The sequence below is a fragment of the Microbacterium sp. PI-SA-G genome (genome assembly GCF_057215335.1).
In genome coordinates this window covers 3,596,457-3,609,577 of sequence record NZ_CM170103.1, presented here as the reverse complement: position 1 = coordinate 3,609,577, position 13,121 = coordinate 3,596,457, and the positions used below count along the sequence as shown (strand labels likewise).

Below are 13,121 nucleotides of genomic sequence, written 5' to 3'. Positions count from 1 at the left end.
CCCGACCCGTCCTCGCGGGACTCCGGGTCAGGATACGACAGAGGGGGCGCGATCTGCTCGCGCCCCCTCTGCTGTGAAACCGGCGGATTACTCCGCGGAAGCGTCCTCGGAGGCTGCGCCTTCGGTGGTGCCTTCCTCGTCGTCCTCGAGTGCCGGGATCGAGATCGCGACGACGAGCACGTCGGGGTCGGTCAGCAGCGTCGAACCCTGCGGGAGCTTGACGTCGGCGGCGGTGATGTGCGCGCCGTCCTCGAGACCCTCGACCGAGACCTCGACGTTCTGCGGGAGGTGCGTGGCCTCGGCCTCGATCGACAGCGTGGTCGTGTCGAGGTTGACGATGGTGCCCGGAGCCGACTCGCCCGTGACGAACAGCGGAACGTCGATCGCGACCTTCTCGCCCTTCTTCACGACGATGAGGTCGATGTGCTCGATGATCTGGTGCACGGGGTCCTTCTGGACGTCCTTGACCAGCACGAGCTGCGAGGTTCCCTCGATGTTGAGATCCAGCAGCGCGTTGGCGCGACGGATGATCAGCGAGACCTGGTGGCCCGGCAGTGCGACGTGCACCGGGTCGGTGCCGTGACCGTAGATGACGGCGGGGATCTTGCCGGCGGCGCGCAGGCGACGTGCGAAGCCCTTGCCGAAGCTCTCGCGGAGCTCGACGTGGACCTGGGTGTCTTCAGACATGGAATCTCCTTCGGGGCACGCAGCGAGGCGCCGCGCGGTGGTCTTGGAATCGATCTCGAACGCAGACACGTGAGGAAAGCCACCGGGCTTGCTTCGCCGCGTCGATAACGGATGTTCGCGCACGCGCAGAAGCATCCCTCGCCGAGGTACGGAGTCAATCGTACCGGATGACCCGATAAGCTGGGAACACCGGCCATTTCTGCAGATCACGGAGATCACCATGCTCGACGGCGCTTTCTTCTCGCACGTAATCCACTGGGTGATCGGCGCCATGTCGGTCTTCACTGCGATCGCCTGCTCCGCCGCCCTGTTCTCCCTCGGCCGCTCCGGTTACCGCAAGGACTGACCATACCGCCTGACCATTGGGCCGCCTCAGGCGGTCTGCGCGGCAGCAGCCTCTTCGATGAGTACGGTGGCGTGATCCACGCTCGCGGACTCCCCGATCGACACTCCGGCCTCGTCGTCCTCGAGCTTCTCCCACGTCTCCAGCTGAGAGTCGACCAGCGAGGTCGGCATGAAGTGGTCGCCGCGCGTGCGCACCCTCGCCTGCAGGACATCACGGCTCACCGAGAGCTCGGCGAAGAAGGCTTCGGGCGCCTGGTCGCGGATGGCATCTCGATACGTGCGCTTGAGTGCGGAGCAGGCGACCACGATGTGGTGCGAATCGTGCAGTGCGGCTCCGACGACGGCGAGCCACGGCATTCGATCCGCGTCGTCGAGCGGGATGCCGGCCGCCATCTTCTCGACGTTCGTCAGCGGATGCAGATCGTCGGCATCGACGAAACGCGCTCCCATCCGCTTTGCGAGCGCACTTCCGACCGTGGACTTGCCGGAGCCGCTCGGCCCCATCACGACGATGCGGGCCATCAGTAGAACTCCACCGTGTCGACCACGGCGCGCAGTTCCCGGCCGTCGAGCAGGCGGGTGGCGTTGTCGGCGAAGCGACGGGCGATGCGCTCGGCCTCGTGCGAGCTCAGCGCGGCCGTGTGCGGGCTGACCAGCACTCGCGGATGCGACCACAGCGGCGACGACGTGTCGAGCGGCTCATGCTCGAACACGTCGAGGCCCGCGAACGCCACACGTCCGTCGTCGAGCGCCGGCAGCAGGGCATCTTCGTCGATGACGCTGCCCCGGCCGACGTTGGTCACGATGACGCCGGGCTTGACCGCCGCCAGCACCTCGGCGCCGATCAGATGGGTCGTCTGCGCCGTGCCGGGCAGGGTCACGATGATCGCATCGACCTCGCGGACGGCCTCGACCAGCTCGTCGAGCGGCACCAGCCGGTCGACGCCGGGAACCGGCTCGCCGGAACGCGTGGTTCCCCACACCGTCGCCCCGAGCGCATGGAAGCGCCGCGCGCACTCCGAGCCGATGCCGCCGAGACCGACCACCAGGACGGTCATCTCGTCGATCTGACGCATCTCCCAGCGATCCGGCCAGGTGCGTGCACGCTGGTCCTCGATCAGGCGCGGCAGTCCCTTGGCGCCGGCGAGCACGGCGAACACCGCGAACTCCGCGAGAGTGCCGCCGTGCACGCCCGCGCTGGTGGTGAAGACGATGCGATCGAGATCGGCACGGTCGAGTCCTGCAGCCCGGATCGTGCTGCCGCCGCCGGCCGCCGTGGTCATGACCCAGCGCAGATCGGGGTTCGACGCGACCGTGCGGGCGAGCGCGTCGGCGTCGACGTCCGGAATGCCGAACAGCACATCGGCCGAGTCGACCATGGCCTCGAACGCCTGCTGCTGCTCGGGCGTGCGCTCGAAGTCCGGATCGCCCGACCAGTCCGCCGGTCCGCGCATCGGCGGCACCAGCGAGTGGTCGCGGATGACCTGCAGTCGGGGTTCGCGCTCCTCGATGAGCTGACACAGCTCTTCGGGCAGGGGAACCGCCACGACGACCTTCAGGGGCTTTCCGGATTCCGTCACGCTGATCCATCCTCCTCGACGCTTCTCGTGCCTCCAGCGTAGAGCCGCGCTCCCCCGCACACGGAACGCACCGCGTCACCGCATGACATGAACGCTGACACAGGCGCGCGCCGACCCCGCGCACAGCGATACGCTGAAAGCCATCCCTTCATCACGATCGAGGAGCGTTCTGTGCCCGAAGCATCAGCGAACATCGGAGTCGTCGGACTCGCCGTCATGGGGTCGAACCTCGCCCGCAACCTCGCCAGCCGCGAGGGCAACACGGTGGCGATCTTCAACCGCAGCTACGAGAAGACGCAGTCGCTTCTCGACGCTCATCCGGAGGCGGGCTTCATCCCCGCGTCGACGTACCAGGAGTTCGCCGACTCGCTGCAGAAGCCGCGCACCGCGATCATCATGGTCAAGGCCGGCGGCCCCACGGACGCCGTGATCAACTCCCTCGTCGAGGTCTTCGAGCCGGGCGACATCATCGTCGACGGCGGCAACGCCTACTTCCCCGACACGATCCGCCGCGAGAAGGCGGTCCGCGAGACCGGCATCAACTTCGTCGGCGCCGGCATCTCCGGTGGCGAGGAGGGCGCCCTCCTGGGCCCCTCGATCATGCCCGGCGGCTCCGACGAGTCGTGGGTCACGCTCGGACCGATCCTGACGTCGATCGCCGCGGTCGCCGAGGGCGAGCCGTGCGTCACGCACGTCGGCCACGACGGTGCCGGACACTTCGTGAAGATGGTGCACAACGGCATCGAGTACGCCGACATGCAGCTGATCGCCGAGGCTTACGACCTGATCCGCCGCGGCACGGGCAAGTCCCCGGCCGAGATCGCCGAGATCTTCGCCGAGTGGAACCGCGGCGAGCTGGAGTCGTACCTGATCGAGATCACCGCCGAGGTGCTGCGTCAGGTCGACGCCGAGACCGGCAAGCCGCTCGTCGACGTCATCCTCGACCAGGCCGGCGCCAAGGGCACCGGCGCGTGGACGGTGCAGACCGCACTCTCGCTCGGCGTCCCCGTCTCGGGCATCGCCGAGGCCACTTTCGCCCGCTCGCTGTCCTCACACCCCGAGCAGCGCGCCGCAGCCGGCGACCTGCCCGGCCCCGACGAGGAGTTCTCTGTCGAGGACACCGATGCGTTCATCGAAGACGTGCGCCTGGCGCTCTATGCCTCGAAGATCGTCGCGTACTCGCAGGGCTTCGACGAGATCCGCGCCGGTGCTGCCGAATACGACTGGAACATCGACCTCGGCGCGATCTCGAAGATCTGGCGCGGCGGCTGCATCATCCGCGCTCAGTTCCTGAACCGCATCGCCGACGCCTACGCCGCCGAGCCCGAACTGCCGGTGCTGCTGACCGCGCCGTACTTCACCGAGGCGATCACCCGCGCCCAGGCCGCCTGGCGCCGCGTGGTCATCGCCGCCGCCGAAGCGGGCATCCCCGCCCCGGCGTTCTCGTCGTCGCTGTCGTACTACGACGGCATCCGCGCCGACCGCCTCCCCGCTGCGCTCGTGCAGGGGCAGCGCGACTTCTTCGGCGCGCACACCTACAAGCGCATCGACAAGGAAGGCACCTTCCACACCCAGTGGTCGGGCGACCGCACCGAGATCGAAGCAGAAGACACGCACTGATCTGACGGTCTGACACGCAGAAGGGGCCCGGCGATCGCCGGGCCCCTTCTGCGTCAGCGGGTGATGTCCTGCACCGCTCCCTTCGTCAGGCGCAGACGACGGGTCGCTCGGCGTGCGACGGCAGAGTCGTGCGTCACGACGATCACCGTGATGCCGTCGGCGCACAGCCCCTCCAACAGGGCGAGGATCTCATCGCGCATGCTCTCGTCGAGGTTGCCGGTCGGCTCGTCAGCCAGAAGGACGCGGGGACGCTTCACCAGCGCACGGGCGATGGCCACGCGCTGCTGCTGACCCCCCGAGAGCTCGGTCGGCAGATGCTCACCGCGATCGGCGAGTCCGACGTGCGCGAGCGCATCGGTGACGCGGCTGCGACGCTCCGCCTTGTCCGGGCGCATCGGCTCGAGCGCCATATCGACATTCTCCGCCGCGGTGAGTGTCGGGATCAGGTTGAAGGCCTGGAACACGAAGCCGATCTCTTCGGCACGGATCCGGGACAGCTCTTTCGACGACGCGGCGGCCAACTCGACGCCGTTCAGCTGCAGCGATCCCGACGACGGAATGTCGAGCGCGCCGAGCAGCTGCAGGAGCGTCGACTTGCCCCCTCCGGTCGGCCCCTGGATCGTGACGAACTCGCCCGGCGCGATCGCGAGATCGACGCCGGCGAGAGCGTTCACGGTGCGTCCCTTCTGAGCGTAGGTACGGGTGACGCCGACGGCTCGGTAGAGCAGCGATACGTCGCCTTGAGGGTGCGGGGTCTGGGTGGGGTCGGTGAGGGTCATGTCGTTCTCCTTCAGAGCAGTGCGGTCTGTGACGCGGGAATCGTTCATGCGACGGATCGCAGTGCCTCAGCCGGGCTGAGACGCGCGGCGCGCCAGCCGCCGAAGGCTCCGGCGACCAGACCGCTGAGCACCGCGAGCCCGACCGCCAGGACGAGCACCCACGGCGTGAACGGCGCCTGGAGCACGACGTCAGCCGTCGGAGCGGTCGTGAACATCGCAGCGCCTCCCCCACCGGTCGGACCGCCGCCCGCGCTGCCGGGCGCGCCCCCCTGGCCGGTGGACGCGCTCGCAGCCACGGTGGGACGGATGAGGTTGACCACGATGATGCCGACGACGCCGAGCACCAGCCCGGCGGCGCCGCCGATCAGCCCCTGCACCACCGATTCGCCCGCGACCTGGCGGACGACCCGTCCGTCAGACCACCCGATCGCCTTCAGCGTGCCGAACTCGCGAGTGCGACGAGAGACCCCCGACATCGTCAACAGCACCGAGAGCAGGACCGCCACAGCGAGGACGATGACCGAGAGCCAGGTGCCGAGGTTCGTGATCAGCGTGGTCGCGCTCGAGAGCGAGCCCGAGACCGTGGACGCCAGCTCCGCCTGAGATGTGACGGTCGCATCAGGAAGCTCCTCGCCGAGGGAGGTCTGGACGGCGCCGATCGAGGTGGCCGAGTCGGCCTGCACGTACACCGTGGAGACCACGTCCTCGAGTCCGGCGAGCTGCTGCGCGGTGTCCAGGGGAAGATACACGTTCGCCGCGGTGTCTGCCGCGTCAGATGTCGATGCCAGGATCCCGATCACCTCGACGTCGGAACCGGCGACATCGATCACATCGCCCACAGCGATCTCGTTCGTCCCTGCGTACGTGCTGTCGACCAGGGCGACCAGCGCACCGGCGTCGGAAGCGTCGAGCTCGCGACCGTCGGCGATGGCGGTCGATGCCAGCGGGCCGATCGCTTGCACAGCCGGGTCGATCCCGAGCACGCTGAACGAGTCGATGCCGAAGTCGCCGCCTCCGCCCTGTCCGCCTTCCGGCGGCACCTGTCCTTCCGCGGGTGCTGCATCCTCGGCGCCGTCCTGCTGACCGAAGCCACCGCTGGGCAGCTCGCCCGAGAATGTCGAATTCGTCAGGCTGAGGGCTCCGGATGCGGCAGCCACGCCCTCCGTCGACGCGACGGTCTCGATCACGGAGGCATCCAGAGTCCCCCTCATCCGGTCGGCCGTGAGCATCGACTGGTCGAGTGTGGTGGTGTCGCCCTCCGTCTCGCCTTCGTCCTCGTCGAACTGGAAACGCTGGCCACCGCCCTGCCCCGGCTCGGCCGCCGCGCCGGTGACGGTGAGGTCGGTGCCGACGCCGTACACGGACTCCAGCGCCTGGGTCTGAGCATCGCGCACTCCAGCGGTGAGGGCGTTGACGATGATCACGAGCGCGATCGCGATGGCCAACCCGATCGCCACGATCATCGTCTGCTTCTTGCGGCCGGCGAGTTCGCGCCGCAGGTATGTTCTGAACATGTCTCTCCTTCTGCCGCGGACATCGCGGGGCAGGGATGACGCTAAAGATCGCGACTATGCAGGATCGAGGCGCGGGTGATGCACCAGCTATGTCCTCGCTCGAGGGGCCGACACCGGCATAAGTCACAGGCAACGCATAGCCCTCTCCATAGAAACCCCATAGGAGATTCCGCAGAATGGTGACATGAGCAACGACCTCCCTGAACTGCGCCGCCCCGACGGCTCGCCCCTGCGCATCCTCGCCGTCGATGACGAGCAGATGCTCACGGATCTGCTCGCGATGGCATTGCGCATGGAGGGCTGGGAGGTGCGCACCGCGTCGTCCGGCATGGAAGCACTGCAGGTCGCGCGCGAGTTCGAACCCGACGCGCTCGTGCTCGACATCATGATGCCCGACCTCGACGGCATGGCCGTTCTGCGCCGCCTGCGCGAGGGCGGAAGCCTCGTGCCCGTGCTCTTCCTCACCGCGAAGGATGCCGTCGGCGACCGCGTCGCCGGGCTCACCGCCGGCGGAGACGACTACGTCACCAAGCCGTTCAGCCTCGAAGAGGTGATCGCTCGCCTGCGCGCCATCATCCGCCGCACCGGCCATGCGCTCGCCGATGAGGGGCAGTCGATCCTGCGCGTCGCCGACCTCACGCTCAACGAGGACAGCCACGAGGTGATGCGCGACGGCACCGAGATCGACCTGACCGCCACCGAATTCGAGCTTCTCCGCTACCTGATGCGCAATGAGCGACGCGTGCTGTCGAAGGCGCAGATCCTCGACCGGGTGTGGAGCTACGACTTCGGCGGCAAGTCCTCCGTCGTCGAGCTGTACATCTCGTACCTCCGCAAGAAGATCGACGCGGGACGCACCCCGCTGCTGCACACGGTCCGCGGCGTCGGCTACATGATCAAGGCGCCGCAGTGAGCACACCCCCCATCACGCGGCGGCCGATGAGCCTGCAGACGCGGCTGATGACCGCCGTGATCGGGTTCGTGTCGCTGATCCTCGTGATCGTGGCGGTGATCACCAGCGCCACCCTGAGCCGGACCCTCGAGGATCAGCTCGACCAGAAGCTGTATGGGAACGCCCGGTCGCTCGCCCAGCTCGTGGAGCAGGTGCCGCCCAACCTCGCCACCGTCGAGAACGTGCTGAAAGGTCGCAGCCTCCAGGTGCCGGGGCTGCTCTTCCTCGTCTCCAACGCCGTGACCGGCACGAGCGGGGTGGTGCTCTCCAGCGCCGAGGGCGACTTCGAAGCGACGAGCTCGACGCTCACCGATGCCCAGCTCACCCAGGTCGCCGGGGCTCTCGAGGGCAACCATGTCGCCAATGTCACGATCGACGGCGTCGGCTCGTACCGGGTCGCCATCACGTCGACCCCCGGCAACGTCGCCGTCGTCGCCGGGCTCCCTCGCGACGACATCCAGAACCAGCTCGCCACCCTGCTCACGGTGATCGCCCTGGCAACCCTCGGCGGTCTGATCCTGCTCGCACTCACGACCGCGGTGACCATCCGGGTCAGCCTCAAGCCGTTGCGCGCTGTCGCCGCCACTGCGATGCGCGTCGCAAATCAGCCGCTGGACCGCGGCGAGGTGAGCATCACCGAGCGCATCCCGGCATCCGAAGCCGATCCGCGCACCGAGACGGGCCTCGTCGGCGCCTCGCTGAACACCCTCCTCGATCACGTCAACACCTCACTGGCGGCGCGGCAGAAGAACGAGGAGCGGATGCGGCGATTCGTCGCCGATGCGAGCCATGAGCTGCGGACGCCGCTCGCGTCGATCCGCGGCTACTCAGAGCTCTCGCTGCGGGCCCTGAGCATGCAGTCCCCCGCCGAGGCGATCGAGGGCACCACGACGTCGCTCGAGCGGATCCAGGCCCAGTCACTGCGCATGACGCGCCTGGTGGAGGATCTGCTGCTCCTCGCGCGCCTCGATGAGGGGCGCGAGCTCGTCTACGGCACGGTCGACCTCGCCCAGCTGGCGCTCGAGGGGCTCTCGGACGCACGCCCGACCGCAGCCGATCATGAGTGGGCGATCGAGGTGCCGGATGAGCCGGTCGTGATCGTCGGCGACGCCGGCCGCATGCACCAGGTCGTGGCGAACCTGCTCGCGAACGCGCGCACGCACACCCCGGCGGGCACCGTCATCACGCTCAGCGTCGCGCAGGAGGGCCACGAGGCCGTGCTGCGGGTGCATGACGACGGGCCCGGCATCGACCCCAGCGTGCGCGACGAGCTGTTCGCCCGCTTCGCCCGCGCCGACACATCGCGCGCACGGCAGACCGGAGGCACGGGCCTGGGCCTCGCCATCGTGAAGGCGATCGTCGAGGGGCACGGCGGCGAGATCACGGTGAACAGCGAGCCCGGAGACACGACCTTCACCGTGCGGCTACCCCTGAACCCGGCATCCGACGGCGCTGACGCCTGAGTCCGGGCGGGGTCTCCACGATCAGCATCCGGTCGGTCACGAGATCCACCCTCCCGGGGCCGGCGGGCGGGCCTCAGTAGCCGGCGAAGGCGTCGGTCGTGAGGCTGCGGGCCTTCTGCAGCGCCGGGGCGAGGTCGGCGATCAGCCGGGGCGGACCCGAGATGAACGCGTGACGCGCGCCGATGTCGGGCACCGCGCGCTCGAGCGCGTCGGCGTCCAGTCGCACTCCCCCAGCCCACGTCCACTGCACCGGGAGGTCTGCGGGTTCGTCACGGGTGAAGACGACGGTGCGCACCCCGGCCGCGGCGAGCTCATCCCGGAAGGCCAACTCACTCGCCTCGGCCGCCACGTACAGCAGCACGATGTCGCGCTGCTGTCCGGTGGCCTGCAGCTGGCGCAACTGCGACACGAACGGGGTCACGCCGATCCCCGCGGCGACCATCAGCACCGGCGCATCGGAGCGCGGCAGGAGGAAGTCGCCCCAGGTTCCGGTCACCGCGAGCTTGGCCCCCGGCTCGGCGGCGGCCAGGGCCCGCTTGAAGCTCGAGGGATGCTGCGCATTGCCGTTCTTGTAGGCGATGCGCACCGTGGGCAGGTCGGCCGGCGCCGAGACGATGCTGAACTCCCGACGCGTCCCGCGCGGATCCGCGCGGCGATGCGGCACGTCGAGCTCCAGGTACTGGCCGGGCAGGAACGACACCGTGCCCTGCGCGCGGAACGTCAGCTCCTGTGCGGTCGGGGTGACGAACGCCCGCCGCTCGAGCACGAGCTTCACCGATCCCCGCACCGCGAACGCGAACGCGAGCAGGTTGCCGATGAGCAGCGCCCGCTCCTGTCCGAGCGTGAAGAGACCCGCGACCGAGATCGGCCAGCCCGCGAGCACACCGACGAGCGCGGCGACCGAGTACTGCTGCCAGCGCCGCGGCGGCAGGGTGAGCGGCTCCGACAGCATGAACGCCCCGAGGAACAGGAACGGAGACTGCAGCAGCGCGAACTGCGCCGCGGTGGCGAAGTCGAACGCGATGTCGAACTGCTGCGACTGCACCAGCTGACGCACGACCGAGGTGACGACCGCGATCACGAGGAACGCCAGGACCACACGCACCTTCTCGGTGCGCCACAGCACCGCGAGACCGAGCAGCAGCACCGGCACGAACAGCGAGGGCGTGCCGACCCACCACGATGCCGAGGTGCCGAGCCACTCGAGCGTGCCGAACGAGCCGAGGATCGACACGAAGGCCGCCCCGAATGCCGCGGGGTTGAGGATGTGCCGCCCGCGCCAGGCGATCAGATACTTCGACAGGCTCGCGACCGCACCGGCCACCGCCAGCCCCAGGAGCGCCGAGGGCTCCCACCCCGGGCGCAGCACGAAGAGCAGGATCAGCGCGGTCACGAGCGACGACTCGATGCGCCACGGCAGCCGCAGCACGCGTTGCGCGGCGGCATCCACTCCGGCGATGACGACGGCGAGCACGACGAACGACACCACGATCTCGAGCGGGGTGGGTGCGACGATGATGCCGAGTGTTGACAGCAGCAGCGCGATCAGGGCGAGCGCCGCGAGCGCGAACAGCACGAGCCGGTACATCGACAGTGCACCCAGAAGCGCGAGGACGCGCTGCCGGGCGGCGGTGAAAGCGGTGATCACAGGGAGACTCTTCTCTCGTTCTACCCACGGCGCGAGGCGTTCGCCCCGGCCAGGAACAGTTCTGCGGGGCACCCGGGCGAGCGCTGCACGCGTCCGTCGGTCGACATGCGCACCCAGTCGACGCCCCAGGCTGCGGCAAGCTCCGGCCCACCGTCGAAGAACAGCGCGGTCGCGATCGCATCGGCCCTCATCGCCTCGGGGGCCAGTGCCCACGTCGCCGCCCAGGTGCGCACGGGAGCGCCGGTGCGGGCGTCAAGCACATGATGCAGCCCGTCGCCCCACACTCGGCGGTTGACGGCCGACGCGCACAGCGCCCCGTCCTGCACGCTCACCACGCCGATGGCCCGCGTGGCGTCGTACGGATGCTCGAGGCCGATGCGGACGGCGGCTCCGCGCACGCGCATGTCGCCGCCGGCATCCACGACGAGGTCTCCGGGCAGGTCGGCGAGAGCGGCGAACACCAGATCCACCAGGCGCCCCTTGCCGAGCGCGCCCACGTCGATCAGAGCCGGAGCGGATGCCGTCACCGCGTGATCCGTCCACGCGAGCCGCTGCTCCCAGCCGGCCGGGGCGACGACCGGCTCACCGGCGACGAGCGAGTACGTCGCGTCGTAGCCGAGTGCGTTCAGGCTGTCCGCGACGAGCGGGTTCACCGCTCCCCCGTCGCCGTCGAGAGCTCGCGATACGCGTCGAGCATCGGCGCGGCGTCCGGGGAGGTGAGCATGCCGCCCGCGCTCCCCAGACGGCTCACGTCGGAGTCCTCGCGAAAGCGCGACCACTCCCGGTCGAAGCGCGAGATCTCGGCCGTCACGCCGGCACGGTGATCGGCGTTCAACTCAGTCGAGGTCTCGATCTCCCAGCGGGTGCCGATCGCGTCGAACTGCCAGGTGGCCATGATCGGGCGTCAGGCGGCCGCCTGCTCCTTGATCGACTCGACGGCGTCGTTGAAGCCGCCGCTGGTGAGCGAGGAGCCGGCGACGCGCGTCACATTCAGCTCGTCGATCGGCTTGCCCACGACCTCATCGGAGATGCCGTCGATGAACTCGCCCTGGTAGCGGGTGCTCTCGGGTGCCTGCGGGTCGCCCGTGACCTCGACCTCGGTCACGACGCCGTCGGCCAGCGTGAGCGTGACGGAGATCTCCTCGACGGTCTCCGGGGTCTGGTACGAGCCGTCGGCCGTGTACGTGCCGTCGGCGTAGTCACCGGCTGCCGCGTCGGAACCCGAGCTAGTGTCGGTCGACTCGGTGCTGGTGCCGCTGTCGGCGGGGGCGGAGGCGTCCTCGGCGTCGGAGGTGCCGGAGCATCCGGCGAGGACGAGGAGCCCTGCGATCCCGACGATGGCGGAACCCTTGCGGACAGAGGTCGGAACGGTCGTGCGGATCATGATGGTCCTCCGGCTCGGTGTCAGGCGACGGTGCGTCGTCACCCCGAACTTAGGGATGCCTTCTATGCGCGGGCTGTGCCTTGGTGATGCGCGAGCCAGGTGATGCGTGATGACTACGCGTCGCCGCCGAACATGCTCGTGACGGACCCGTCTTCGAAGACCTCGCGGATCGCGCGACCGAGCAACGGCGCGATCGGCAGGACCGTGAGGCCCTCCCAGCGGCGGGACTCGGTGAGCGGGATCGTGTCGGTGACGACGACCTCGTCGATCGCCGCGTCCTGCAGACGCTCATTCGCCGGGTCGCTGAAGATCGCGTGGGTGGCGGCGACGATCACGCGCAGCGCACCGGCCTCCTTCAGCGCCTGTGCGGCCTTCACGATCGTGCCGCCGGTGTCGATCATGTCATCGACCAGAAGGCAGACGCGGCCCTCGACGGTGCCGACGATCTCGTGCACCGAGACCTGGTTGGCGACCTTCGGGTCACGACGCTTGTGGATGATCGCGAGCGGCGCACCGAGGCTGTCGGACCAGGTGTCGGCGACGCGTACGCGACCCATGTCGGGCGAGACGACGGTGAGGACCTCGCGGTCGGCCGGGCTCAGCGTGCGCTGGAAGTGATCGAGCAGCACGGGCTTCGCGAACAGGTGGTCGACGGGACCGTCGAAGAACCCCTGGATCTGGGCGGCGTGCAGGTCGACGCTCATCACCCGGTCGGCGCCGGCGGTCTTCAGCAGGTCGGCGACGAGGCGTGCGCTGATGGGCTCGCGGCCCCGGCCCTTCTTGTCCTGACGGGAGTAGGGATAGTACGGGGCGACGACCGTGATGCGCTTGGCCGAGGCGCGCTTGGCGGCGTCGATCATGATGAGCGTCTCCATGAGCCACTCGTTGACCGGTTCGCCGAACGTCTCTATGAGGAAGAGGTCGCAGCCGCGGATGGAGACCTCGAAACGCGCGTAGATCTCTCCCGAGGCGAACGTGCGGTGCTCGGTCGGTGCGATCTCGGTGCCGAGCGTCGCCGCGACATCGGCGAGAAGCTGCGGATGCGAGCGTCCGCCGGCGACGACGAGACGCTTCTTGGTCTTCGCGACCAGTCCGGGAGCGATCCCGTTGTCACGATCCAGATCGACAGTCTTCTTCTTGCGAGCCATA

At 69.0% G+C, this 13,121-nt stretch carries 12 protein-coding genes and 1 pseudogene; 4 read left to right on the top strand and 9 right to left on the bottom strand.

Annotation, left to right across the window (positions count from 1 at the left end):
- Positions 1–87 precede the first annotated feature (87 nt).
- On the bottom strand, positions 88–687 hold the full coding sequence (locus AC2D10_RS17830; protein WP_484709533.1) for a 50S ribosomal protein L25/general stress protein Ctc: 600 nt from the start codon (positions 685–687) through the stop codon (positions 88–90).
- Positions 688–907: 220 nt separating this feature from the next.
- On the opposite strand from AC2D10_RS17830, the gene AC2D10_RS17825 reads away from it, so the two are divergent.
- Positions 908–1,033: a hypothetical protein gene (locus tag AC2D10_RS17825; RefSeq protein WP_484709532.1), complete on the top strand. Its 126-nt coding sequence runs from the start codon at positions 908–910 to the stop codon at positions 1,031–1,033.
- Between the two features lie 26 nt (positions 1,034–1,059).
- On the opposite strand, the gene AC2D10_RS17820 is transcribed toward AC2D10_RS17825, so the two are convergent.
- Positions 1,060–1,554, bottom strand: a complete 495-nt coding sequence (locus AC2D10_RS17820; RefSeq protein ID WP_484709531.1) for a gluconokinase — start codon at positions 1,552–1,554, stop codon at positions 1,060–1,062.
- Complete coding sequence (locus AC2D10_RS17815; RefSeq protein ID WP_484709530.1) at positions 1,554–2,612, bottom strand: D-2-hydroxyacid dehydrogenase; 1,059 nt, start codon at positions 2,610–2,612, stop codon at positions 1,554–1,556. The genes AC2D10_RS17820 and AC2D10_RS17815 overlap by 1 nt, the downstream gene beginning before the upstream one ends.
- A gap of 171 nt (positions 2,613–2,783) precedes the next feature.
- Here AC2D10_RS17815 and gndA point away from each other — a divergent pair, with 171 nt between their 5' ends.
- Complete coding sequence (gene gndA / locus AC2D10_RS17810; RefSeq protein WP_484709529.1) at positions 2,784–4,232, top strand: NADP-dependent phosphogluconate dehydrogenase; 1,449 nt, start codon at positions 2,784–2,786, stop codon at positions 4,230–4,232.
- A 53-nt stretch (positions 4,233–4,285) separates the two neighbouring features.
- Here the strand turns inward: gndA and AC2D10_RS17805 are convergent, their stop codons facing one another.
- Together AC2D10_RS17805 and AC2D10_RS17800 are read right to left on the bottom strand one after the other, a co-directional pair.
- Positions 4,286–5,011 carry an ABC transporter ATP-binding protein gene (locus AC2D10_RS17805; protein ID WP_484709528.1) on the bottom strand — a complete coding sequence of 242 codons (726 nt, stop codon included), beginning with the start codon at positions 5,009–5,011 and terminating at the stop codon, positions 4,286–4,288.
- 44 nt (positions 5,012–5,055) lie between these two features.
- Positions 5,056–6,525: an ABC transporter permease gene (locus AC2D10_RS17800; RefSeq protein ID WP_484709526.1), complete on the bottom strand. Its 1,470-nt coding sequence runs from the start codon at positions 6,523–6,525 to the stop codon at positions 5,056–5,058.
- A 184-nt stretch (positions 6,526–6,709) separates the two neighbouring features.
- Here AC2D10_RS17800 and AC2D10_RS17795 point away from each other — a divergent pair, with 184 nt between their 5' ends.
- Positions 6,710–7,438, top strand: a complete 729-nt coding sequence (locus AC2D10_RS17795; RefSeq protein ID WP_484709525.1) for a response regulator transcription factor — start codon at positions 6,710–6,712, stop codon at positions 7,436–7,438.
- A gap of 26 nt (positions 7,439–7,464) precedes the next feature.
- The gene (locus AC2D10_RS17790) at positions 7,465–8,940 is read left to right on the top strand and encodes a sensor histidine kinase (RefSeq protein ID WP_484711874.1); all 1,476 of its coding nucleotides are present in this window, start codon (positions 7,465–7,467) and stop codon (positions 8,938–8,940) included.
- A 73-nt stretch (positions 8,941–9,013) separates the two neighbouring features.
- Here AC2D10_RS17790 and AC2D10_RS17785 read toward each other — a convergent pair whose 3' ends face one another.
- From AC2D10_RS17785 to AC2D10_RS17770, 4 genes and pseudogenes are all read right to left on the bottom strand, one after another.
- The gene (locus tag AC2D10_RS17785) at positions 9,014–10,588 is read right to left on the bottom strand and encodes an FAD-dependent oxidoreductase (RefSeq protein ID WP_484709523.1); all 1,575 of its coding nucleotides are present in this window, start codon (positions 10,586–10,588) and stop codon (positions 9,014–9,016) included.
- 20 nt (positions 10,589–10,608) lie between these two features.
- Positions 10,609–11,483: pseudogene (locus AC2D10_RS17780) on the bottom strand (FAD:protein FMN transferase).
- Positions 11,484–11,492: 9 nt separating this feature from the next.
- Positions 11,493–11,972, bottom strand: coding sequence for an FMN-binding protein (locus AC2D10_RS17775; RefSeq protein ID WP_484709521.1), 480 nt, complete (start codon positions 11,970–11,972; stop codon positions 11,493–11,495).
- Between the two features lie 113 nt (positions 11,973–12,085).
- Positions 12,086–13,120 carry a ribose-phosphate diphosphokinase gene (locus tag AC2D10_RS17770; protein ID WP_484709519.1) on the bottom strand — a complete coding sequence of 345 codons (1,035 nt, stop codon included), beginning with the start codon at positions 13,118–13,120 and terminating at the stop codon, positions 12,086–12,088.
- Between the last annotated feature and the right edge of the window lies 1 nt (position 13,121).